At 72.7% G+C, this 21,689-nt stretch carries 18 protein-coding genes; 13 read left to right on the top strand and 5 right to left on the bottom strand.

Translation table 11 applies throughout. The annotated features are described in order from the left end of the window. Positions 1 to 346 precede the first annotated feature (346 nt). The 4 genes from ACWGSR_RS02215 (at position 347) to ACWGSR_RS02200 (ending at position 2,325) form a co-directional block, all read left to right on the top strand. Positions 347 to 1,066 carry a GvpL/GvpF family gas vesicle protein gene (locus ACWGSR_RS02215; protein ID WP_376232297.1) on the top strand — a complete coding sequence of 240 codons (720 nt, stop codon included), beginning with the start codon at positions 347 to 349 and terminating at the stop codon, positions 1,064 to 1,066. A gap of 4 nt (positions 1,067 to 1,070) precedes the next feature. Next, on the top strand, positions 1,071 to 1,475 hold the full coding sequence (locus ACWGSR_RS02210; protein WP_453563041.1) for a GvpL/GvpF family gas vesicle protein: 405 nt from the start codon (positions 1,071 to 1,073) through the stop codon (positions 1,473 to 1,475). A gap of 40 nt (positions 1,476 to 1,515) precedes the next feature. Beyond that, on the top strand, positions 1,516 to 1,932 hold the full coding sequence (locus tag ACWGSR_RS02205; protein WP_453563040.1) for a hypothetical protein: 417 nt from the start codon (positions 1,516 to 1,518) through the stop codon (positions 1,930 to 1,932). Between the two features lie 231 nt (positions 1,933 to 2,163). After that, complete coding sequence (locus tag ACWGSR_RS02200) at positions 2,164 to 2,325, top strand: DUF5670 family protein (RefSeq protein ID WP_366372807.1); 162 nt, start codon at positions 2,164 to 2,166, stop codon at positions 2,323 to 2,325. 185 nt (positions 2,326 to 2,510) lie between these two features. On the opposite strand, the gene ACWGSR_RS02195 is transcribed toward ACWGSR_RS02200, so the two are convergent. Continuing rightward, a complete protein-coding gene (locus ACWGSR_RS02195) occupies positions 2,511 to 2,738 on the bottom strand; it encodes a DUF5133 domain-containing protein (RefSeq protein ID WP_366372808.1) in 228 nt (75 codons plus the stop codon). A 330-nt stretch (positions 2,739 to 3,068) separates the two neighbouring features. Here ACWGSR_RS02195 and ACWGSR_RS02190 point away from each other — a divergent pair, with 330 nt between their 5' ends. From ACWGSR_RS02190 to ACWGSR_RS02175, 4 genes are all read left to right on the top strand, one after another. Further along, positions 3,069 to 7,088, top strand: a complete 4,020-nt coding sequence (locus ACWGSR_RS02190; protein WP_453563038.1) for a HAMP domain-containing protein — start codon at positions 3,069 to 3,071, stop codon at positions 7,086 to 7,088. Positions 7,089 to 7,177: 89 nt separating this feature from the next. After that, positions 7,178 to 9,673: a SpoIIE family protein phosphatase gene (locus ACWGSR_RS02185; RefSeq protein WP_453563037.1), complete on the top strand. Its 2,496-nt coding sequence runs from the start codon at positions 7,178 to 7,180 to the stop codon at positions 9,671 to 9,673. Positions 9,674 to 9,721: 48 nt separating this feature from the next. Continuing rightward, positions 9,722 to 10,090 carry an STAS domain-containing protein gene (locus ACWGSR_RS02180; protein WP_376232225.1) on the top strand — a complete coding sequence of 123 codons (369 nt, stop codon included), beginning with the start codon at positions 9,722 to 9,724 and terminating at the stop codon, positions 10,088 to 10,090. 39 nt (positions 10,091 to 10,129) lie between these two features. Further along, positions 10,130 to 11,368 carry a PP2C family protein-serine/threonine phosphatase gene (locus ACWGSR_RS02175; protein ID WP_453563036.1) on the top strand — a complete coding sequence of 413 codons (1,239 nt, stop codon included), beginning with the start codon at positions 10,130 to 10,132 and terminating at the stop codon, positions 11,366 to 11,368. A 171-nt stretch (positions 11,369 to 11,539) separates the two neighbouring features. Here ACWGSR_RS02175 and ACWGSR_RS02170 read toward each other — a convergent pair whose 3' ends face one another. Next, on the bottom strand, positions 11,540 to 12,055 hold the full coding sequence (locus tag ACWGSR_RS02170) for a MarR family winged helix-turn-helix transcriptional regulator (RefSeq protein ID WP_376232223.1): 516 nt from the start codon (positions 12,053 to 12,055) through the stop codon (positions 11,540 to 11,542). A 107-nt stretch (positions 12,056 to 12,162) separates the two neighbouring features. Between ACWGSR_RS02170 and ACWGSR_RS02165 the strand changes: the two genes are divergently transcribed. The 3 genes from ACWGSR_RS02165 to ACWGSR_RS02155 all read left to right on the top strand — a co-directional run bounded on the left by ACWGSR_RS02165 (position 12,163) and on the right by ACWGSR_RS02155 (position 14,930). Next, the gene (locus ACWGSR_RS02165; protein WP_453563035.1) at positions 12,163 to 13,380 is read left to right on the top strand and encodes a PP2C family protein-serine/threonine phosphatase; all 1,218 of its coding nucleotides are present in this window, start codon (positions 12,163 to 12,165) and stop codon (positions 13,378 to 13,380) included. 114 nt (positions 13,381 to 13,494) lie between these two features. Continuing rightward, the gene (locus tag ACWGSR_RS02160; RefSeq protein ID WP_376232219.1) at positions 13,495 to 13,938 is read left to right on the top strand and encodes an ATP-binding protein; all 444 of its coding nucleotides are present in this window, start codon (positions 13,495 to 13,497) and stop codon (positions 13,936 to 13,938) included. 131 nt (positions 13,939 to 14,069) lie between these two features. Then, positions 14,070 to 14,930, top strand: a complete 861-nt coding sequence (locus ACWGSR_RS02155) for an RNA polymerase sigma factor SigF (protein WP_376232218.1) — start codon at positions 14,070 to 14,072, stop codon at positions 14,928 to 14,930. Between the two features lie 96 nt (positions 14,931 to 15,026). Here ACWGSR_RS02155 and ACWGSR_RS02150 read toward each other — a convergent pair whose 3' ends face one another. Continuing rightward, complete coding sequence (locus ACWGSR_RS02150) at positions 15,027 to 15,794, bottom strand: dienelactone hydrolase family protein (protein ID WP_453563033.1); 768 nt, start codon at positions 15,792 to 15,794, stop codon at positions 15,027 to 15,029. A 188-nt stretch (positions 15,795 to 15,982) separates the two neighbouring features. Between ACWGSR_RS02150 and ACWGSR_RS02145 the strand changes: the two genes are divergently transcribed. Continuing rightward, positions 15,983 to 16,372, top strand: coding sequence for a hypothetical protein (locus ACWGSR_RS02145; protein ID WP_376232215.1), 390 nt, complete (start codon positions 15,983 to 15,985; stop codon positions 16,370 to 16,372). A gap of 53 nt (positions 16,373 to 16,425) precedes the next feature. Here the strand turns inward: ACWGSR_RS02145 and ACWGSR_RS02140 are convergent, their stop codons facing one another. Together ACWGSR_RS02140 and ACWGSR_RS02135 are read right to left on the bottom strand one after the other, a co-directional pair. Then, positions 16,426 to 18,042, bottom strand: a complete 1,617-nt coding sequence (locus ACWGSR_RS02140) for an ADP-ribosyltransferase domain-containing protein (RefSeq protein ID WP_453563032.1) — start codon at positions 18,040 to 18,042, stop codon at positions 16,426 to 16,428. Between the two features lie 100 nt (positions 18,043 to 18,142). Further along, positions 18,143 to 18,811 carry a macro domain-containing protein gene (locus ACWGSR_RS02135; RefSeq protein ID WP_376232211.1) on the bottom strand — a complete coding sequence of 223 codons (669 nt, stop codon included), beginning with the start codon at positions 18,809 to 18,811 and terminating at the stop codon, positions 18,143 to 18,145. Between the two features lie 267 nt (positions 18,812 to 19,078). Here ACWGSR_RS02135 and rph point away from each other — a divergent pair, with 267 nt between their 5' ends. Further along, positions 19,079 to 21,685: a rifamycin-inactivating phosphotransferase gene (gene rph / locus ACWGSR_RS02130; RefSeq protein WP_453563030.1), complete on the top strand. Its 2,607-nt coding sequence runs from the start codon at positions 19,079 to 19,081 to the stop codon at positions 21,683 to 21,685. Positions 21,686 to 21,689 lie beyond the last annotated feature (4 nt).

Here is a 21,689-nt window from a genome sequence, read left to right as displayed (position 1 = left end):
GGGTGTACGGGTGTACGGGTGTACGGGGGCCGCCGGTGTGCCGGGGCTCCGGTGTACGGGGTTCCCGTCCCGCCTGCCCGCGAGGGCGGAGCCGATGCGGGGGAACGTCCGGGAAGGGACCGTTCGCACCGGTCCGCGACGAACGGGCGTGGAGTCGCGTCCGGCGGGCAGGCGGATTCCGAGCACCCGTCCGGAGCCCGAGGAGGCGGCCGTGGAGATCTCGGGCGTCGCCGCACCGACCCGGGTGGAGGGCCTGGACGTCCCGGCCCGCGAGGAGAAGAGCACCAGCGGGAGCAGCGCCGACGGGCCGCGCCGCCGCGCTTCCGCACCACCGGGAGGAGAAGGAATGAGTACGTACGTCTACGGCATCGCCCCCGCCGGCCGGGAACTCCCCGACGCCATCGAGGGCATCGGCAACCCTCCGAGGCCGGTGCGCACCGTGCGCGGCGGCGACCTGGTGGCCCTGTGCAGCGACGCCACGACCGAGGTGAAGGCGGACCGCCGCGACCTCCTCGCGCACCAGCACGTCGTGATCGAGGCCGCCAAGGACGGCCCGGTCCTGCCCCTGCGGTTCGGCAGGATCTCCCCCGACGACGCCACGGTCGCCGCGGTCCTGGAGGAGCACCACGACCTCTACGCGGAGCGTCTGGAGGCGCTCGCCGGCAAGGACGAGTTCAACCTCAAGGTGCACCACGACGCGGAGGCGGTGCTCCACGCGGTGCTCACCGACGACCCCGACCTGATGGCCCGGCACGTCGCCGACCGCGCGTCGGGCGGCGCGAGCCACGAGGAGCGGAGCGTCTTCGACGAGCTGGTCGCGCGGGCCGTCGCCGAACGCGAGCGGGCCGACGCCGTCCTCGTCGAGCGGACCCTCTCCGCCCACGCGGCGGCCACGGTGCACGGACCGGGGGACACCGGCCACCTCGTCAACCTGTCGTTCCTGGTGGAACGCGAGCGGCGGGACGAGTTCCTGGAGGCCGTGCGCGCCCTCCACCAGGAGCACGAGCACCTGCGGGAGCAGGTGATGGGGCCGCTTCCCCCGTACAGCTTCGTCGAGGCGGGCTGATCCCGTGGGACCGCTCACCGACGAACCGCTGCTGTACGTGTACGCCGTCGTCCGGTCCGCCGACGTCGACGGGCAGCCCGCCGACCCGCCGCCCGACGTGACGCTCGGCGGCGGGCTCGCGACCGTCGAGCACCGGGGCCTCACCGCCGTCGTCGAGGCGGTCCCGGAGGCCGAGTTCGACGAGGCGCCCCTGCGCGCGCGGATGGAGGACCCGGACTGGCTCGCGGGCGTGGTCAGGGCCCACCACGGCGTGCTCGCGGCGGCGGGCCGGCGGACCACCACCGTCCCCCTGCGGCTCGGGACCGTCCGCCGGGGCGAGCCGGGCGTGCGCCGCCTCCTCGAAGAAGAGGAGGACGGTCTTTCGGAGGCCCTGGGCCGGCCTGCCGGGGGCCGGCGGGAATTCCCGTGAGAAAGGGTTTGTTCCGGCCCGGTCCGGCTACACGAAGAATATGAGTGCATCGGAGAAGAGCAACGAAAACCAGTACCGTCGGAACGGTTCGCCCTTTGCTTCCGACGGCACCGGAAACGGCGGCGGCACGTTCCGCGCCCAGGCCGGGGCCCCGGCCCCGACCTCGTCCCCGGCCCGGGCCGGGAAGACGGAGAAGGGTGCCGGGGAGACCGGAGAAGCGGTGGGCGGCGTCCTGACCGCGCTTCCCGCGCCCCTCGCGGAGAAGACCCTCGCGGCCGTCCACGCCGTCCGGGGCACCGGCGGCCTCGTGTGGACCGCCGTGCGCTCCCGCAAGGCGCTCACCAGTGGTACCGCCGCCGTGAGCGCGGCCGCGCTCACGGGCGCGTACGTCCTGGGGCGCCGGACGGGGACGCGCTCGCGCGGCCCGCTCACCCGGCTCACCGGCGGTCGCATCTGACACCCGCCGAGGGGCGGTTCCGGAGCACCGGGACCGTCCCTCCCGTGGGGCGACGTTCTTCCCCGAAGGCGCTCCCTTTAATTCTTTGACGATATTTTTGTTTGTGTAGTGTCCCGGATCCTTTTTATCGGCCATCGGAAAGAAATAATTCCGTTCACGTCCGCGTGGCGTGGATTTCCGGAGGGCCGAAGAACGGGCGCGGGGATACGTGAAAATTCGGAGGTTGAAAAAATGGTTCCTCTTCTGCTGGTTCTGCTGCTCGTGCTGATCCTCTTCGGTGCCGGTTTCGCGGTGCAGGCCCTCTGGTGGGTGGCCGTGATCGTGCTCGTCCTCTGGCTCCTCGGCTTCGTGGCCCGGCCGAAGGGCGGCTCGGGCCGCTGGTACCGCTGGTAACCGGCACCCCGCCGGCACCGACCGCGCCCGCCACCGACACCGGTGGCGGGCGCGGTCGTGCGCGCCCGGCCCGAAACGGCACGCCCCCGGAAACGGAACACACCCCCGGAAACCGGAATGCCCCCGGAAACGACGGAACCCGGCACGTCCCCGCGGAGGGGTCGTGCCGGGTCCGGCGTGCGGAATCAGGCCATCAGCACCGAGTCGTCCTCGGGACGCGCACCGGGCAGCCGGTGGCGGGCGGCGATCAGCGCCGTGTCCACGTCGCGCGTGCCCGTGGAGACGCACAGTGTGTACGCGATGTCGTCCATGCGCTGTCGCACCTCGGGGCTTCCGTTCTCCGCGTGCAGCAACCTCAGCGTCTCGTACTGCTCGATCAGGTTGCTCAACACCGCGGGATGGGCCATCAACACAGTGGGTCTCCCCTCGCCGTCAGGGCGCCGACCGCCCGGTTCGATGCGCCGCTTACCCGGGCCCCCGCGTTGTATGCGGTCGGAGGGGCGGAGTCCGGTGGCGAGGACTCGACACCTCCGGTGCGGCCCGGGCCCCTTCGTACCGGCTCGTTCCGGCCTCTTGCCTCCCCACCGCCCTCCTCGTGACGATCACGGGGGAGTAGGGTCGTCGTTTATTGTCGTATGACAACGGTCGAGGTCGGAGTCGTACCGGGAGAGCGGCGGTCCGACCTGCGGCCGTGGTCGTATTCAGGACCGCTGTGGTGCCTGGCGAGCGAACGAGGATGAGGCATGTCTGAGACGACGATCGAGGGCTCCTCGGCCGCGCGGCGGCCGGGACCGGCCGCCGTGGGAGAGGCGGAGCTGCGCCAGCTCCTGGCCGGCCTCACCGCCGTGCGCGACGGGGACTTCGGCACCCGGCTGCCCGACGAGGCGGGCGGTCTCATGGGCGAGATCTCCAGCGTCTTCAACGGCATGGTCGACCAGCTCTCCCTCTTCACCTCCGAGGTGACGCGCGTCGCCCGCGAGGTCGGCACGGAGGGCACCCTGGGAGGCCAGGCGGAGGTCCCCGGCGTCTCCGGCACCTGGGCCGACCTCACCGACTCGGTCAACGCGATGGCAGGCAATCTCACCACCCAGGTCCGTGACATCGCTCACGTCGCCACCGCCGTCGCCAAGGGCGACCTCTCCCAGAAGATCGACGTCGACGCCCGCGGCGAGATCCTGGAGCTGAAGAACACCATCAACACGATGGTCGACCAGCTCTCCTCCTTCGCCGACGAGGTCACCCGCATGGCCCGCGACGTCGGCACCGAGGGCATCCTCGGCGGCCAGGCGGACGTCAAGGGCGTCTCCGGCACCTGGCGCGACCTCACCGACTCCGTCAACTCCATGGCGGGCAACCTCACCGCCCAGGTGCGCTCCATCGCCCACGTCGCCACCGCCGTCGCCAACGGCGACCTCTCGAAGAAGGTGGACGTCGACGCCCAGGGCGAGATCCGGGAGCTGAAGAACACCATCAACACGATGGTCGACCAGCTCTCCGCGTTCGCCGACGAGGTGACCCGCGTCGCCCGCGAGGTCGGCACCGAGGGCAACCTCGGCGGCCAGGCCACCGTCCGGGGCGCCTCGGGCACCTGGAAGGACCTCACCGACAACGTCAACGTGATGGCGTCCAACCTCACCGGCCAGGTGCGCTCCATCGCCCAGGTCGCCACCGCCGTGGCCCGCGGCGACCTCTCCCGCCGGATCACCGTGGAGGCGAAGGGCGAGGTCGCCGCGCTCGCCGACACCATCAACACGATGGTCGACACCCTGTCGGCGTTCGCCGACGAGGTGACCCGCGTCGCCCGCGAGGTCGGCACCGAGGGCCGCCTCGGCGGCCAGGCCCGGGTGCCGAACGTGGCCGGCACCTGGAAGGACCTCACCGACAACGTCAACTCGATGGCGAACAACCTCACCGGCCAGGTCCGCAACATCGCCCAGGTCACCACCGCCGTCGCCAACGGCGACCTCTCGAAGAAGATCGACGTCGACGCCCAGGGCGAGATCCTGGAGCTGAAGACCACCATCAACACCATGGTCGACCAGCTCTCCTCCTTCGCCGCCGAGGTCACCCGCGTCGCCCGCGAGGTCGGCAGCGAGGGCCGCCTCGGCGGTCAGGCCGAGGTCGAGGGCGTCTCCGGCACCTGGAAGCGCCTGACCGAGAACGTCAACGAGCTGGCCGGGAACCTCACCCGCCAGGTGCGCGCCATCGCCGAGGTCGCGAGCGCGGTCGCCGAGGGCGACCTGACCCGCTCCATCACCGTCGACGCCTCCGGCGAGGTGGCCGAGCTCAAGGACAACATCAACGCGATGGTCGGCTCGCTGCGCGAGACCACCCGGGCCAACCAGGAACAGGACTGGCTCAAGTCCAGCCTCGCCCGCATCTCCGAGCTGATGCAGGGCCACCGCGACCTCGCCGTCGTCGCCGAACTCGTCATGGACGAACTGACCCCGCTGGTGGCCGCCCAGTACGGCGCGTTCTACCTCGCCGAGGACGGCGCGGAGGGCGTCGAGCTCAAGCTCGTCGGCTCCTACGGGCGTCCCGCGGACAGCCGCGACCGCTTCCGCCTCGGCGAGTCCCTCGTCGGCCAGGCCGCCCGCAGCCGCCGCACCATCGCCGCCGACAACGTGCCCGGCGACTACGTGTACATCTCCTCCGGCCTCGGCCGGACCGCGGGAGGCAGCCTGATCGTGCTGCCGATCGTCGTCGAGGACCAGGTCCTGGGCGTCATCGAACTGGTCTCCTTCACCCCCTTCACCTCCGTGCACCGGGACTTCCTGGAGCAGCTCATGGAGACGGTGGGCGTCAACCTCAGCACGATCGTCGCCAACGTCCGCACCGACGAGCTCCTGGGGGAGTCCCAGCGCCTCGCGGACGAGCTGCGGGCGCGCTCCGAGGAGCTCCAGGTCCAGCAGGAGGAGCTCCAGCGCTCCAACGCCGAACTGGAGGAGAAGGCGGCCCTGCTCGTCTCGCAGAACCGCGACATCGAGGCCAAGAACCTGCAGATCGAGCAGGCCCGGCAGGAGCTGGAGGACCGCGCCCAGCAGCTCTCCCTCGCCTCCAAGTACAAGTCCGAGTTCCTGGCCAACATGAGCCACGAGCTGCGCACCCCGCTCAACAGCCTGCTGATCCTGGCCCAGCTCCTCGCCCAGAACCCGACCCGCAACCTCACGGCCAAGCAGGTCGAGTACGCCGGCATCATCCACTCCGCCGGCTCCGACCTGCTCCAGCTGATCAACGACATCCTCGACCTGTCCAAGGTGGAGGCCGGGAAGATGGACCTCAACCCGGAACGGGTGGCGCTGCGCCGCCTCCTCGACTACGTCGAGGCCACGTTCCGGCCGCTCACCACGCAGAAGAGCCTCACCTTCACCGTCTCCACCGCCGCCGGCGTGCCCGTGGACCTCGTCACCGACGACTCCCGGCTGCGGCAGGTGCTGCGCAACCTGCTCTCCAACGCCGTCAAGTTCACCGAACGCGGCAGCGTCGAGCTGCGGATCGAGCCCGCCTCGGACGCCGAGCTGCCCCCCACGGTCCACCGCGGCGGCCCCGTCGTCGCCTTCCGGGTCAAGGACACCGGCATCGGCATCGCCGCCCAGCACCTGGACGCCATCTTCGGCGCCTTCCAGCAGGCGGACGGCACCACCAACCGCAAGTACGGCGGCACCGGACTCGGCCTTTCCATCAGCCGGGAGATCGCCTACCTGCTCGGCGGCGCCCTCACGGTCGCCAGCGAGCCCGGCGAAGGAAGCACCTTCACCCTCTACCTGCCCGTCGCCCGGGACGACTTCAAGGAGCAGTCCGTCCACGCGTCGGCCCTTCGGGCCGAGGAGGCCGAGGAGGCCGCGGAACTCCCCGCCGACGCCTCCGCCCTCCGCCCCGCCCTGCCCGCCGCCCCGACGGCCCGGCAGATCCGGCGCCTCCTCGTGATCGAGGAGCGCCCGCGCGGCCTGCTCTCGCTCGTCGCGGAGAACGCCGTCGTGGAGCTGGCCGCGGGCCGCGACCGCGCGGACCGGGAGGACATCGAGCTGATCACGGCCGTGGGCCCGCAGGAGGCCGCGACCGCCCTCGCCACCCAGCCGTTCCACTGCGTCGTGCTCGAGGTCGACATGGCCCACGGCGAGGCCCTGCACTTCCTGGACGCCATGGACGGCGACGAGGCGCTGCGCACCGTCCCCGTCCTCGCCCACAACAACCGCAGGCTCACCGCCGAGCACGAGCGGGCCCTCCAGAGCCGGGCCCGCCGGCGCCCGCTGGAACTGCTCTCCAGCCTCGACGAACTGCGCGAGCGGATCGCCCTGCACCTGTCCGCGGACCAGCCGGGCGACGTCGTGCCCCTGGTGCGCGGCGAGCACCGGCCCCCGGCGCCGCAGACCATCGACACCGCCCTGCACGGCCGCACGGTCCTCGTGGTCGACGACGACGCCCGCAACCTCTACGCCCTGAGCGGCATCCTGGAGCTGCACGGCATCAAGGTCCTGCACGCCGAGAACGGCCGCAAGGGGATCGAGGCGCTGGCCGCGCACCCCGACATCGATCTGGTCCTGATGGACGTCATGATGCCGGAGATGGACGGCTACACCGCCACCGCGAAGATCAGGCAGATGCCCGCCCACACCGGGCTGCCCGTCATCGCGGTCACCGCCAAGGCCATGCCGGGGGACCGCGAGAAGAGCCTCGCCTCGGGCGCCAGCGACTACGTGACCAAGCCGGTCGACGCCGACGACCTCATCGCCTGCATCCGCCGGTGGCTGCACGACGGCTAGACCACGGGCCCGCCGCGGCCCTCCCGCCCTCCGCTCTTCCCTCCGTCCGCCCGCGGCCCCGGCCGCCGTCCCCCTGAGGAGTCCGCGTCATGAGTGCTCCCCACCGCCACGGCGGATACCCCGCCGTCGGTCCCCACGGGGACGGCGCTCCGACACCGGCCGAGCCCGCCGTGCCCGCCACCTCCGGGGAAGAGGAGGAGGCGCGGTCGCCGGACGACCGCTCGACCGTGGGCCGGCTGGCCGAGACGGTGGAGCGGCTGCGCGGGGAGGTGCGCGCCGCGCACGCCGCGGCCGAGGGGCGCGCCCTGATCGAGCTCGCCAAGGGCGTCATCGTCGAGCGGCTCGGCTGCGGCCCGGCCCAGGCCGCGAAGCAGCTCGCCGAACTGGCCGGCCAGGCCGGGCTCTCCCAGCTGGAACTGGCCGCGGACATCATCAACCAGGCCGCCCACGACCAGGTCGCCGAGGTAGCCGACGACTTCGTCAGGACCGTACGGGAGCCGGACGGGTCCGGGACGGAGGCCGGGGCCGACGGAACGGACACCGGGGCCGACGGGTCGGTCGCCGTGCGCCTGCGCACGGCCGAGAGCGCCGCGCTCAACGCCGGGGACAGCCAGGCCGTCGCCGAGTCGCTCCTCGAACACGCCCTCGCGCCCCTGGGCGCCAGCGCCGTCGCCATCTGGACCACCGGCCCCGACGCCTCCCTGACCCTCTGCGGTCACGCGGGCTTCGGCGCCGACGAGCCCGCCCGCTGGCGCTACGTGCCGCCCGGCGTGGCCACCGTGGCCCGGGAGGCCCTCACCGCCCGCCGGACCGTGCGGTTCCGCTCGCTCGCGGCCGTCGGCATCCCCTCGATCGGCCACACCCGCCACCCCGACGGCGGCCGGGTGGCGGTGCCCGCCGGGACCGGCGGACGGATCCACGGCGTCCTGGAGATCTGCTGGTCCCGGCCGCTGGAGCCCCAGCCGCAGGCGGTGGAGCGCCAGATCGAGGCCCTCGCCGAACTGTGCGCCCACACCCTGGAGACCCTCCCCCTCCAGCCGGTGCGGACCCGGGCGCTCTCGCCCGCGGCCGCCGGGGCGTCGGAGCTCGTGGAACTCGCCGACGGCCTCTACGACCCGGCCCTGGTCCTGACCCCGCACCTGGACGACGAGGGGCGCCTGCGGGACTTCCGCATCCGCCACGCCAACGAGCACTTCCAGGACCCGGCGGGCCGCTCGCGCGGCGTCGTCGACGGCGCCCTGCTCCTGGAGGCGTACCCCACCACGGCCGGCGAGAACGAGCTCTTCGAGCGGATCGAGCGCGTCTACGCCACCGGGGAGCCCTTCCGCGCCCGGCGGACCCGCCTCACCGCCCTCGTGGACCAGGTGCCGCTCGCGTCCGCCGCCGACCTCAGCATCAGCCGGCACGGCGACAGCGTGCTCCTCATCTGGCGCATCGAGGACGAGACCGCCCGGCTCGCCAGCCTGCTCCAGCACGCCCAGCGCCTCGGCCGCATCGGCGGCTTCGAGGAGGACGTCCTGACCGGGGAGATCACCTGGAACGGACAGCTCTTCGACCTCTTCGGGCGGGACATGACCGAGGGGCCGGTCTCCCTGCGCGACCTCACCGCCCACGCCCACCCCGACGACGCGGTCGCCATCGGCCGCTTCCTCCACGCCGTGCTGCACCAGCGGCGGGCGAGCTCGGTGGCCTTCCGCATGCTCCGCGGGGACGGGGTGACCCGCCACATCCGGGTGATCGCCGAGCCCTCCCTCGACATCGACGAGCGGCTCCTCGCCGTGCGGGGCGCCTACCAGGACATCTCCGCGCAGCACTGGACGGAGGTCGCCCTGGCGGCCACCCGCGACCAGCTCGCCGTGACCGAACAGGAGTCGGCGGAGCGCAACCGGCTGGCCCTCCAGCTCCAGCACGCCATCATGCCGCCGACCAAGGCCCCGCTCGACGCCCCGGGCCTCGACGTCGCCGTGCGCTACCGGCCCGCCGAGACCGAGTCCCTGGTCGGCGGCGACTGGTACGACGCCGTCGTCCTGCCGTCCAAGAAGATCCTGCTGTGCGTCGGCGACATCGCCGGCCACGGCATAGAGGCCGCCACCGGCATGGTCGTGCTGCGCAACGCCCTGCGCGGCCTCGCCGTGACCGGCGCGGGCCCCGGACAGCTCCTGTCCTGGCTGAACAACGTGGCCCACCACCTCACCGCCCAGGTCACGGCCACCGCCGTCTGCGGCGTCTTCGACCCCACGACCCGCACCCTGCGCTGGGCCAGGGCGGGACACCTCCCGCCCGTGCTCGTACGGGGCGACCGGGCCACCACGCTGCCGCTCCTCCAAGGGCTGCTGCTCGGGGCCCTCGCCGAGGCCGAGTACGAGGAGGCGGAGATCCAGCTGGAGGCCGAGGACACCGTCCTGATGTACACCGACGGCCTCGTCGAGCGGCGGGACACGTCCGTGCACGACTCCCTGGACCAGCTGCTCGCCACGGCCGGAGCGCCGGCCGACGGACTGGAACGGCGTCTCGACCTGCTGCTCACGCACAGCAAGTCCGACACCGACGACGACACGTGCCTGATCGGCGTGCGCGTCACCTGACCGTACGCCCCACCGACCATCACCCCACCCGTGGAAAGCAGGAAGAGCATGCCCGAACGCGAAGTGAACCTGGACGTCGAAGTGGAGATCCGTGACGCCGACACGGCGATCCTGTCCGTGGGCGGCGAGCTCGACATCGAGACGGCCACCATGCTCCACCACCACCTGGCCAATCAGTTCCTGCACGGCCGCCGCCACCTCGTCCTGGACCTCTCCGCCCTGGACTTCATGGACTCCTCCGGCCTGAACGTCCTGATCAGAGCCGGGCGGGACGCACGGGAGTCCGGGGGAGACCTCCATCTCGCCGCGCCGACCCCGGCCGTGCGCCGCATCCTGGAGATCACGGGCCTGACGATGACGACGCCCCTGCACGCCGACGTGGCGGACGCGCTCGTCGCGGCCGGGCACGAGGGCTAGAGGACCGCGGACGGGGACGAGAAGGAGAAGCCGGAACACGTGGACGAGATCACCGGTGTCGAGCGGGCACTGCGCCGGGCCGCTCCGCACCTGCTGGTGGGCGTCGTGGCGGACGCCCTGCGGAAGCAGTGCGGAGCGCTGCGGGTGGAGCTCCGCCTCGCCGACTACGCGCTGCGGTCGCTCCAGCTCGTCGAACGCGTGCCCCAGCCGACCCCGCCGGTCCTCATCCACGACAGCCCGCAGGGGCGCGCCTTCGGCGCCCAGGAGCCGTACGTCACCCGTGACACCGAGGCCGTCTCCGTACACCTGCCGGTCACCGTCCGGGGGGACCGGATGGGCGTCCTCACCGTCGTCCTGCCGCCGGGCAGCGACCTCGTGCCCCTGCTGCCCGAGCTGCTGCACGTCTGCGACGCGCTCGGTCACGAGATCCTGGTGGCCGAGCGCGACACGGACCTGTACGACCTCGCGCGGCGGGCCACCCGGCTGACGCTGGCGGCCGAGATGCAGTGGCAGCTCCTGCCGGGCCGCTCCTGCGTCCGCCCCGAGTTCACCCTCGGCGCGCACCTGGAGCCGGCCTACGCGATCTTCGGGGACAACTACGACTGGTCGGCCTCGGCCGACCACCTGACCCTCACGGTCACCAACGGGATGGGGGAGGGCATCGAGGCCGCCCTCCTGTCGACCCTCGCCATCAACGCGCTCCGCAACGCCCGCCGCGCCGGCCTCGGTCTCGCCGACCAGGCGGCCCTGGCGGACCAGGCCGTGTACGCGCAGTACCGCGGCGGAGCCTTCGTCTCGGTGCTCCTGCTGCGCTTCGACCTCGCCACGGGCGGGGTGGAGGCCGTGGACGCCGGCTCGCCGCGCCTGTGGCGGCTGCGGGACCGCTCCGTCGAACCCGTCTCGTTCGAGGCCCAGCTGCCCCTGGGCATGTTCGAGGACACCGTCTACGTACCGCAGCGCCTCGCGGTGCGCCCGGGGGACCGGCTGCTCTTCGGCAGCGACGGGGTGTACGACGCGGCCTCCCCCGACGGGGAGACGTACGGGGACCGGGCGCTGGCCCGCGCGCTCATCGCCACGAAGCTGCTGCCGTCCTCGCAGGTCCCGAGCGCGGTGCTGCGCGAACTCGCCGCGTACCACGGCGACGCCCCGCTGGAGGACGACGCGCTCGTCGTCTGCCTCGACTGGTACGGACGGCAGGAGGACGGACTCGATTCCGGCCCCGGTCTCCTCGGTCCCGGCCTGTCGGGAGGCGGCCTTCCGGTGGGCTCCGACGCCTGACGCGCCCCTCGCGCGCCCGCCCGTACGCCCGGTGTCAACAGTTGCCGTGCGGCAACTGTATCCTTGGGGAAACACCTGGCTCGCGTCCGGGGTGGACGCGTCATGGGCGGGCAGAGGGTGACAAGTGGGACATGGGCTACGCGACTGGGCGGCGCGCGCGGCGCGCGGGGGTCAAGCGGACCGGACGTCCTTGAGCGGCGCGCCCCGGCGCACCGGGGGCGCCGACGGTCTTTCCTTGTCCAGTGCGTCCTGGAAGCCCGTCAGCCCGCGCAGCAGCGCCTTGCGGCTCGCCGGGGTCATGCCGGAGATGACCGCGAGCAGGGCCTCCTCCCGCTGGCCCCGCAGATCGCGCAGGTACGCCTTGCCGCGGACGGTCAGGTGCAGTTCGAGCTGCCGGCGGCTGACCGGACTGGGCAGCCGCTGCACGAACCCCAGCGCCTCCAGGCGGTCGCACATGCGGCTCACCGAGGGCGGCGCGGAACCGAGCAGTTCCCCCAGTGCACGGAGGTTGATGCCCTCCTCGCGGTCGAGGCTGTAGAGCACGCGGAGCTGAGACGCCGACACCGGTGTCGACGACACCATGTCCCGGCCGCGCTCCCACAGCACCTCCAGAAGCTCGATGAGCTCCCGGGCGGCCTGTGCCGTCTCCTGCGGCTCCCGCGGGGACGGGGCGGGGTTCGTGTCCATGGCTACCGACACTCCTCAGGCGTCCGGGGCCGAAGGCGTCGGCCTCGCGACGCGCCGGTCATCTCCACATCTCTCCAGAAGGCGGTACGGGTTCGGTGGATCGACACGTGACAGTGGAACGCGCTCTGCGCGGGGCGCCGCCACACCGCCTCCTGGACTCCCTCCGTGTCGATCTGGCCCGGCGGTTCGCCGTGCTCTCCGCCGATCTCCTGCTCCTCGACTACGGGCTCACGTCGCTGCGCCCCGTCGAGCCCGTGCAGGCTCCGGACGGGATGCGGCACGTGGCCGTGGGGCCGGGGCCCGCAGGTCGCGCGCTTTCCACACAGCAACCATATCTTTTCGGTGGTGACGGGCCCACGGCGACCGCGTACCTTCCCGTGACGGTTCGCGGCGAGCGGTACGGCGTCCTCGTGGTCGTCCTCCCCTCGGACCTGGCCACTCCCGCGGCGACCGAGGAACTCGCCGACATCGCCGAGACGCTGGGACACGCCCTGCGCGTCGCCGACCGCCACACCGACCTGTACCGCCGGACGCGCAGGGCGAACGCCCTCAGCGTTCCGGCGGAGATGCAGTGGGGCGTGCTCCCCGGGCGGGCGTGCACCGGTCCGGAATTCGACCTGCACGCCTACTGGGAGCCCTCCTACACCTCGGGCGGACACGTCCTGGACTGGTGCGCGACCGAGGACGAGCTCACCCTGGTCGTCGCCAACGGCGCCGGCCCCGACACCCCGTCCGCCCTGGTCAGCAGCCTCGCCCTGAACGCCATCCGCAACGCCCGGCGCGCCGGACTCGACCTGGTCGGCCAGGCCAGCCTGACCGACCAGGCGCTCTACGGGCAGCACCGGGGCGAGCGGTCCCTCTCCGCCCTCCTGCTGAGCTTCGCCCGCGCCACCGGCGAGGTGCTGGTCGTCGACGCCGGCTCGCCCACGGTCTGGCGCGGCCGGGGCGCGGCGGCCGAGCGGATCGACCTGGAGCGGCAACTGCCCCTCGGCATGTTCGAGGACACCGTCTACGCCACCCAGCGCCTCCGCGTCCTCCCCGGCGACCGGCTCGTCTTCGTCGCCTGCGACCGGGGCGAGGCCCCGCCGGGCGGCGGCGACACGGACCTCGACCGCTCGGTGCGCCGCGCGATCGAGGGAGCCCGCCGCACGGACTGCGCGGACGCCCCCCGCGCCGTCGTCCGGGCGCTGCGCGAGGAAGCCCCCGGCGGACTGCCGGACGACGTTCTCGTACTCTGTCTGGACTGGCACGGCCGCGAGCCCGCCGGGCCGCGCGCGGACGCGGACGGGGATCGCGGAGCACTTCCCGGGCCTTCCGCCGTATGAGTAAGGCCGTGTGCGCGTTCTCGGAGGCTGACGGTGTGGAAATCGCAAAGGAGGGAAGGTGCGCAGGATGAGGTACGAAGCACGGCACCGAGCCGTGTGAGGGGAGGCAGGCCGATGACGGACGCGATCGCCGCGGAGCGCGCGACACAGGAGCCCTTGCTGTACGCGAGCGTCGACTACGACGGTGCGGACGCCGACGACGGCATGGTCGCGTCCGCCCGCGACTTCACCGCCGACTTCCTCACCGCCTCACCGGCCGCGGGACGCCGGCCGGTCGCCCGCGAGCGTGTCGACCTCGCGCGCCTGGTGGTCAGCGAGCTGGTGACCAATGCCGTGCGCCACGCGCCCGGCCCCTGCCGGCTGCTCCTCGAACTGTTCGAGGAGGCTCTGGAGATCTCGGTGTTCGACGGCCTGGAGGCCTCTCCCGTGCCCCGGGGCCACGACCCCGGCCGCATCGGCCAGCACGGCGTGGAGATCGTCGTCGCCGTCTGCGAGAGCGTCAGCGTCGAGCCGCACCCCTCCGGGAAGCGGGTCAGGGCGCGCCTCGCCCTCGTCTGACACTGCCCGGACGAGGGCTCCGCACACCCCGGAGAGAAATTTTCAAAAAGATGTGCATGCTCCGTGAGAGCCGGGGTATGCGGGCGGTCCGGGGGAAGAACTGGTTGTCGACGAAAGAGGGGGTCATCGGAATGCCGATCACCGTGCTGACCGAGACGAAGACCGGCGCCGAGAAGACCGCGGGGGGCCTTCCCGTACTCGAAGCCCCCGGCAAGGTGGCGCCGAAGGACGCGCGCGAGCTGTCGAAGGTGTTCTTCGACCGGATGGCGGTACTGGAGGAGGGAACGCCCGAGTACCAGTACGCCCGCAACACGCTGATCGAGATGAACATGTCGCTCGTGCGCTACGCGGCCGGCCGCTTCCGGGCCCGCGGCGACGACATGGAGGACATCGTCCAGGTCGGCACCATCGGCCTCATCAAGGCCATCGACCGGTTCGACATCTCCCGCGAGGTGGAGTTCACCACCTTCGCCGTCCCCTGCATCGTGGGGGAGATCAAGAGGTTCTTCCGCGACACCTCCTGGGCCGTCCACGTTCCCCGCCGCCTCCAGGAGGCCCGCGTGGAGCTGGCCAAGGCGACGGAGGAGCTCAGCTCCCGCCTCGGCCGCTCGCCGAGCGTGGCGGAGCTCTCGACCCTGATGAACCTCTCCGAGGACGAGGTCATCGAGGCGCGGATCGCCTCCAACGGCTACAACTCCACCTCGCTCGACGCCAGCGTCGGCGGCGAGGGTGAGGAGGGCGGCGCCATGCTCGCCGACCTCATAGGAGAAGAGGACCCGGCGCTCGAGCTCTTCGAGGACTTCCACGCCCTCGCGCCCCTCGTCGCCGAACTCGGCGAGCGGGACCGGCTGCTGCTCCACCTGCGGTTCGTGGAGGAGCTGACGCAGTCGGAGATCGGCAAGAGGCTCGGCATCTCCCAGATGCAGGTCTCCCGGCTGCTCTCCCGCAACCTGGCCCGCCTCCGCAAGGGCATGCTCGCCCCCATGGAGTGACGGCTCGCCTCTCCCCACCTCCCCCACGGGAACCGAACGGCCTCACCGCCCCCCCTTCCGGTGAGGCCGTTCCCCGTGCCGCCGTCCGACCGGACGTCAGGGGGCGGACCGGTCCCTGCCCCCGTTCAAGGTGCGGTCGAGGAGGGGGAGCAGGCGGTCCCAGTGGCGTCGCAGGGAGGGCGCGTCGAAGGCGTCGGTGTCCTCCATGGTGAAGCCGTGGAGGGAACCGGGGTAGACCTCGCAGGTGTGGTCCACGCCCGCGTCCTCCAGGGCCCGGCCGAGCACCTCGATCGTCCCGGGCGTCATGTCGTTCCCGGCGAGGCCGATGTGGACCTCGGCGGCGAGGGCGGGGGCGAGGAGGTGCGGGCTGTCGGGCGCGTCGGTGACCAGGGGGCTGGGGTGGAACCCGGCGACCGCGGCCACCAGGTCGGGGCGGGCCGCCGCGGTGCGCAGCGCCAGGACGGCCCCCAGGCAGTAGCCGATCGCGGCGACCGGCCCGGCCCGGACCTCGGGCCGGGCGGTGAGGAACCCGAGGTAGGCCTCGGCGTCCCGCAGGGCGCGCTCGGTGGTGTGCGCCTCGACGACGGGGAGCAGCCGCTCGAAGAGGGCGGGCCGGGTCTCCGCGTCGATGTGCGCGGGGAGCTCGACCACCGGCGCGGGGCCGTGCCGGTAGTGGAGGTGGGGCACCAGCACGTAGTAGCCGTGTCCGGCCAGCTCGCGGGCCATCCGCTCCAGGACGGGCCGCGTGCCGAAGGCGTCCGTGTACAGCAGGACCCCGGGGTGCCGTCCGCCGTCGTCGGGGAAGGCGGCGAAGGCGTCGGCCCGGCCGTCCGGGGTGGGTATCAGCAGTGTCGTGAGGGGCAAGATCGTCCTTTCTCAGGCCTCCGACCCTACCCAAAGGGCTTCCCTACCGGCGGAGTTGGGCGTTCCGCCGACGGCCCGGAGGGCGTCATAGCGCGCCCCGGGCCGCCGCGCCCCCGGTACCGGGCGGTAGCCCCCTGTATCGGGGAAAGGACCCGGCGCCCCGGCTCCCGCGCACTATCGTGCCTTCCATGAGCCCGGACGAGATCGACCCCGGCCACGAGTGGCCCCTGCCTCCGCCCTGGATGTGGGACTGCGACGAGTGCGCCGGCCTCTACCGCACCATGCGGAGCGTCGGCGACCGGATCGCCGAACTCCGCCTCACCGGCGAACGCGGCGTCGACTGGGACCCGTTCGACAGCACCGTGACCACCCAGATCGCCCTCGGCACCCACCTCGCCGCCCGCCACCGCGACCTCCTGCCCGACTGGGACCCCGGCTGCGAGACCTGCGCCCACCACCGGGAGCGGATCGCCCGCGAGCGGGAACCCGGCCCGCACCGGGACCTCGTCGTCCGCTGCGGCGGCGAACACCTCGCCCGCCACGTCTACGCCCCGCCCCACACCGTCGGACTGCTCTGAGCCGGACGGCTCCGAGGCGGACCGCCCGAGGCGAACCGCTCCGGAGCGGCCGCTCAGGACACCGGGCCCGGGCCCTCCAGCTCCATCAGCCGCACGGTGCACAGGCCCCCGCGCTCGGCCTTCACCTCCGTCACCTCCAGTCGGGTGCCCGGCGTGAGGATGTACTCCTCCTCGCCGGTGAACGCGGAGAACCGCCGGATCCCCACCGCCCTCGCCGGCGTCACCTCGAACAGGGTCCGCTTGCCCCGGTTCCCCAGGAACCCCCGGGCCACGGCCGGTTCGGACGTGCACGAGGAGACGCCCCACCAGGTCACCGTCCGCCCCACCGGGTACTGCGACCGCAGGTCGAGGGCCACGCCCCGCCACAGGGGCTCCTTCCGCGCCGGCAGCTCCGCCACCGCCGAGAACAGCAGCCGCAGGTACGGCAGGTACGGCACCAGCCGCTCCCGGTCCGGGGACCGCAGCACGGCGTTGATCTCGCGGTAGAACGCCGACTCGCACGTGTACAGGTGGAGCGCCGAGATCGCGTCGGCGGACAGCCCGCCGGCGTCCTCCGCCGACGCGGCCCTGGCCTCCCCGAACCGGCTCGACCGCTCGATGTGCCCGTCCAGCTTCCGGAGCACCCGCGCCACCGGCTCGACGGCCTTCCGGAAGTCCATCAGCGGCGTGTCGAACACGCCGGTGATCGGCGGCAGGACGAGCCCCTCGTCCTTGACGCTCGTGAGCCGCTCCAGATAGAGCTGGTGCAGCTCCATCGTCGAGGCGATGAACGCCCCCATCCGCTCCGCGACCCCACCGCCCTCCGGTGCTCCGGACCCCGCCGCCTCCCGGTCCCAGCCCTTCACCGGAAGCCAGTCGACCGGCTCGGCCCCCACCGCCGCCAGGGCGTCGTTCACCCGGGCGAAGTGGTCGCCCTCGCAGAAGACGTCCCCCTGCGCCGCCGGATTCGCGTGGTCCAGGTGCCGGACCTCGACCCCCGGGTACTTCTTCTCCAGCCGCTGGACGACCCGCTTCAGGTTCCGGGCGTGCGCGCCCCACCAGGCGAACACCACGCCCCGGTCCTCCTCCGGGGCCTCCTGCTTGGCCCGGAGGATCTCCTCCACGATCTGCTCGGCCACGGGCCGCCAGAACGCGGTGTGCCGGTCGGTCGGCACCGACCCGTCCGCGCTCGCCGTCAGGGACGCGTTGAGCAGCAGCACGCCCTGGGTCAGCATCGCCTGGAACCACTCCGGCGGCGGGACCGTGTCCTCCTTCTTCAACAGGGCCCGGACGTCGGCGATCGGCGTCTTCTTGACGATGCCGTACTTCCACATCGCGGCGGCCTTGATGATGCAGCGGATGCTGACCACCCGGCCGAACTGGCTGTCCTTCCAGTCGTTGAAGGTGTTGTCGAACATCGCGATGCCGGTCGCGCTCTCCGCCCGCGGATACGGGTTCTGGCCGAAGGCGACCACCTTCCACTTGTGCGGCGGATGCGGCTTGAGGGCCTGGAACGTCAGCTCCCTCACCGGCACCACCTCCGGGCTCCGCCCCGGGCCGATGAAGTCGGCGGCCCCCGGCTGCGCCCCGATCACCGGGGCGAGCAGCGGCAGCCACGGCTCGCCGCCACCGGTGAACAGCTCGGCCAGCTTCAGCGGATCACCCGCGGCGGAGACGTCGGCATCGCTCATGGGGGCGGAACTCCCGGGATTCGGTACGGAGGGGGCGGAGTCGGTGGGGACGGCGTCGGTGGGGACGGCGTCGGCCTGCGGGGCCTGCGGCGCCTTCGGGTCAGCGGCGAAAGGAAGGCCGTCGCGGCACGTCGATCCGGACCCGCCGCGCGGACCCCGCTCCCCGGATGTCGTCGAGCTGCCCCAGTACCGCGGCCCTCAACTCGTCGTAGTCCGCGAACCCGTGGTCGTGGAACAGGGTGTAGCCCGTCCACATCAGATTGGCGCACACCTGCGCGGGCACCCGCCCCGTCTGCGCCCCCAGACCCACCAGCGCCACCGACCGGACGCTGCCGGGCTCCGCCCGGTTCTGCAGGTGCACCGCCTGGAACGCGGCCGCGCACGCCAGGGCCACGTTCATGGTCTCGCCGACGTCCTGCGAGGACTGGCGCATGGTCGGCGTCGAGATCAGATAGCGGGGCACGGCGGCCCCGGAGGGGACGCACACCGCGCTGCCCACAGGCAGGCTCCCGCCGAACCGCTCGCGGATCGCCCGCTGCACCCGCACCTGGATGCCGGCGCCGAGGTACCGCTTGACGACGGCGTCGACGCCGCCGTCCATCAGGCCCCTGGCATTGGTGGGGGACACCCACGCGTCGGCGTCGACGTCCAGGAGGGAGCCCCGCCGGATCTCGACCTCGGGCGTGTCCGCGAACGCGGACCGCCAGGCCGCCACCACCTCGGCGTTCACGTCGACCAGTACGACCCTCAACGCATGCCGGACACCCATGAGTCCGCCCCTCTCGCACAGCTTCTCGAACAACTCCGAAGCTATAGGGCCCCACTGACAACGCCCCGGCGTCCCGATCCGCCCGGAGAAGGACCGCAGAAGGACCACAGAGGGCCCGTAGAGGGCCCGGAGAGGGAACGACGAAGGCGAGGAGATCGCTCTCCTCGCCATGCTCAACTTATAGCGCACCGGGGGACTTGCGGCAAGGCCCCCGTCGTGGCGCAGAATCGTCGGGCTCGGCCACGACCTGCGGAAAAGAGGAGCGCGATGAACGCGCGGTACGTGTGGGACCTCCAGGAGACCGACGAGACGCCGATCGCGCTCGTCGGCGGCAAGGGCGCGCACCTGGGTGCGCTGTCGCGGCTCGACGGCGTCCGCGTACCGGCCGGATTCTGCGTGACGACGGAGGCCTTCCGGCGGGTCGTGGAGCGGACGCCGGCGCTCGACGGGCTGCTCGACCGGCTGTCCCTCCTGGACCCGGAGGACCGGGACGACCGGGACGCGATCCGTGCGGTCTGCGCGGAGATCCGCGGCGCCGTCGAGGCGGTCGCCGTCCCGGACGACGTCGCGGAGGCGGTCACCGGCGCGCTCGCTCGGTTCGGCGAGCACGACGCCTACGCCGTCCGCTCCAGCGCCACGGCGGAGGACCTGCCGACGGCCTCCTTCGCCGGCCAGCAGGACAGTCACCTGAACGTCGTGGGCGCGGAGGAGGTCCTCCGGCACGTCAGCCGCTGCTGGGCCTCGCTGTTCACCGAGCGGGCCGTCGTCTACCGCCACCGCAACGGCATCGACCACCGCACGGTCCGCATGGCCGTGGTCGTCCAGCGGATGGCCTTCCCCCGCGCGGCCGGCGTCCTGTTCACGGCCGACCCCGTCACGGGCGACCGGAGGACCGCCACGGTGGACGCCGGACTCGGGCTCGGCGAGGCCCTGGTCTCCGGCCTGGTGAACCCGGACGTCTTCACCGTGCGGGACGACCGGGTCGTCGCCGCGACGATCGCCGCCAAACGGCACGCCCTCCGTCCCCTGCCCGGCGGCGGCACGCGGGAGGTGGCGGTCGACGCGGAGGAGCGGGAGCGGCCGGCGCTGACGCACGAGCAGGTCGTGCGGCTCGTGCGGCTCGGGCGGCGGATCGAGGCGCACTTCGGCCGTCCGCAGGACATCGAGTGGTGTCTGGTCGACGACGACTTCGTGATCGTCCAGAGCCGGCCGATCACCACGCTGTTCCCCGTTCCCGAGGCCGGCGACGGGGAGAACCACGTCTACGTCTCGGTCGGGCACCAGCAGATGATGACCGACGCCATGAAGCCCCTGGGGTACTCCATGTGGCAGCTCACGGCCATGGTGCCGATGCACGAGGCCGGCGGGAGGCTGTTCGTCGACGTCACCCGGCGCCTGGCCTCGCCCGCGAGCCGCGCCGGCCTCCTGGAGGTCATCGGGAAGGGCGACCCGCTGATCCGGGACGCCCTGGAGACCGTCCTCGACCGCGACGGCTTCGTCCCGTCGCTGCCGGACGCCGGTCCCGGCGCGCCCGCGGCCGGCGGGGCGCCCGCCTCCGTCGGGACCGACCCGGCGATCGTCACCGGGCTGATCGAACGCAGCCGGGCGTCCGTCGCCGCCCTGGAGCGCGACATCCGGACGAAGAGCGGACCGGAGCTGTTCGACTTCCTCCTCGAAGCCTTCGAGGAGCACAAGCGGGTCCTCGGCGATCCGCTGAGCTTCCAGGTGCTCACGGCGGGCACGGAGGCCACCTGGTGGCTCAACGACAAGCTCTTCGAATGGCTGGGCGAGAAGAACGCGGCCGACGCGCTGACGCTGTCCGCCCCCGACAACGTCACGTCGGAGATGGGCCTCGCCCTGCTCGACGTCGCCGACGCGATCCGCCCCCACCCGGAGGTCGTGGCCTTCCTGGAGGACGCCGAGGACGACGGCTTCCTCGACGAGCTGCCGAAGCTCCCCGGCGGGACCGGGGCGCGCGACGCCCTGGAGGCCTACCTCGACCGGTACGGCATGCGCTGCGTCGGCGAGATCGACATCACGCGGCCGCGCTGGCGCGAGCGCCCCACCGCCCTCGTGCCCGCGATCCTCGACAACGTCAGGAACTTCGGGCCGGGCGCCGCCGAGCGGCGCTTCGAGAAGGGGCTGCGGGAGGCGCGGAGGAAGGAGCGGGACGTCCTGACCCGCCTGCGGGCCCTGCCCGACGGGGAGCGGAAGGCCGACGAGACCAAGCGGATGATCGACCGGGTCCGGACCTTCGCCGGATACCGCGAGTATCCGAAGTACGACATCGTCAGCCGCTCCTTCGTCTACAAGCGGGCCCTGATGGAAGAGGCCGGGCGGCTCGTGCGGGCCGGTGTCCTCGCCGCGGCGGAGGACGTCTTCCACCTCACGTTCCAGGAGTTCCACGAGGCCGTGCGCACGGGGCGGGTGGACGAGGGGCTTATCCGGCGGCGCGAGGAGGCGTTCCGGGCGTACCGGGCGCTCACCCCGCCCCGGGTGCTGACCTCGGACGGCGAGGCCCTCGACGGGTCCTACCGGCGGGACGACGTGCCGGACGGCGCCCTCGCCGGGCTGCCGGTCTCCGCCGGCACCGTCGAGGGCAGGGCCCGCGTCGTCCTCGACATGGAGGAGGCCGACCTCGAAGCGGGCGACATCCTGGTCACGGCCTTCACCGACCCCAGCTGGTCGCCCGTGTTCGTCGGCATCGCGGGTCTGGTCACGGAGGTCGGCGGCCTGATGACCCACGGGGCGGTGATCGCCCGGGAGTACGGCCTGCCGGCCGTCGTGGGCGTGGCCGGGGCCACCCGGCTGATCGAGGACGGGCGGCGGATCCGCGTGCACGGCACCGACGGGTACGTCGAGCTCCTGCCGTGAGGTC

The organism is Streptomyces sp. NPDC055632 (assembly GCF_053618675.1).
This window is presented reverse-complemented; position numbering and strand designations above follow the sequence as displayed.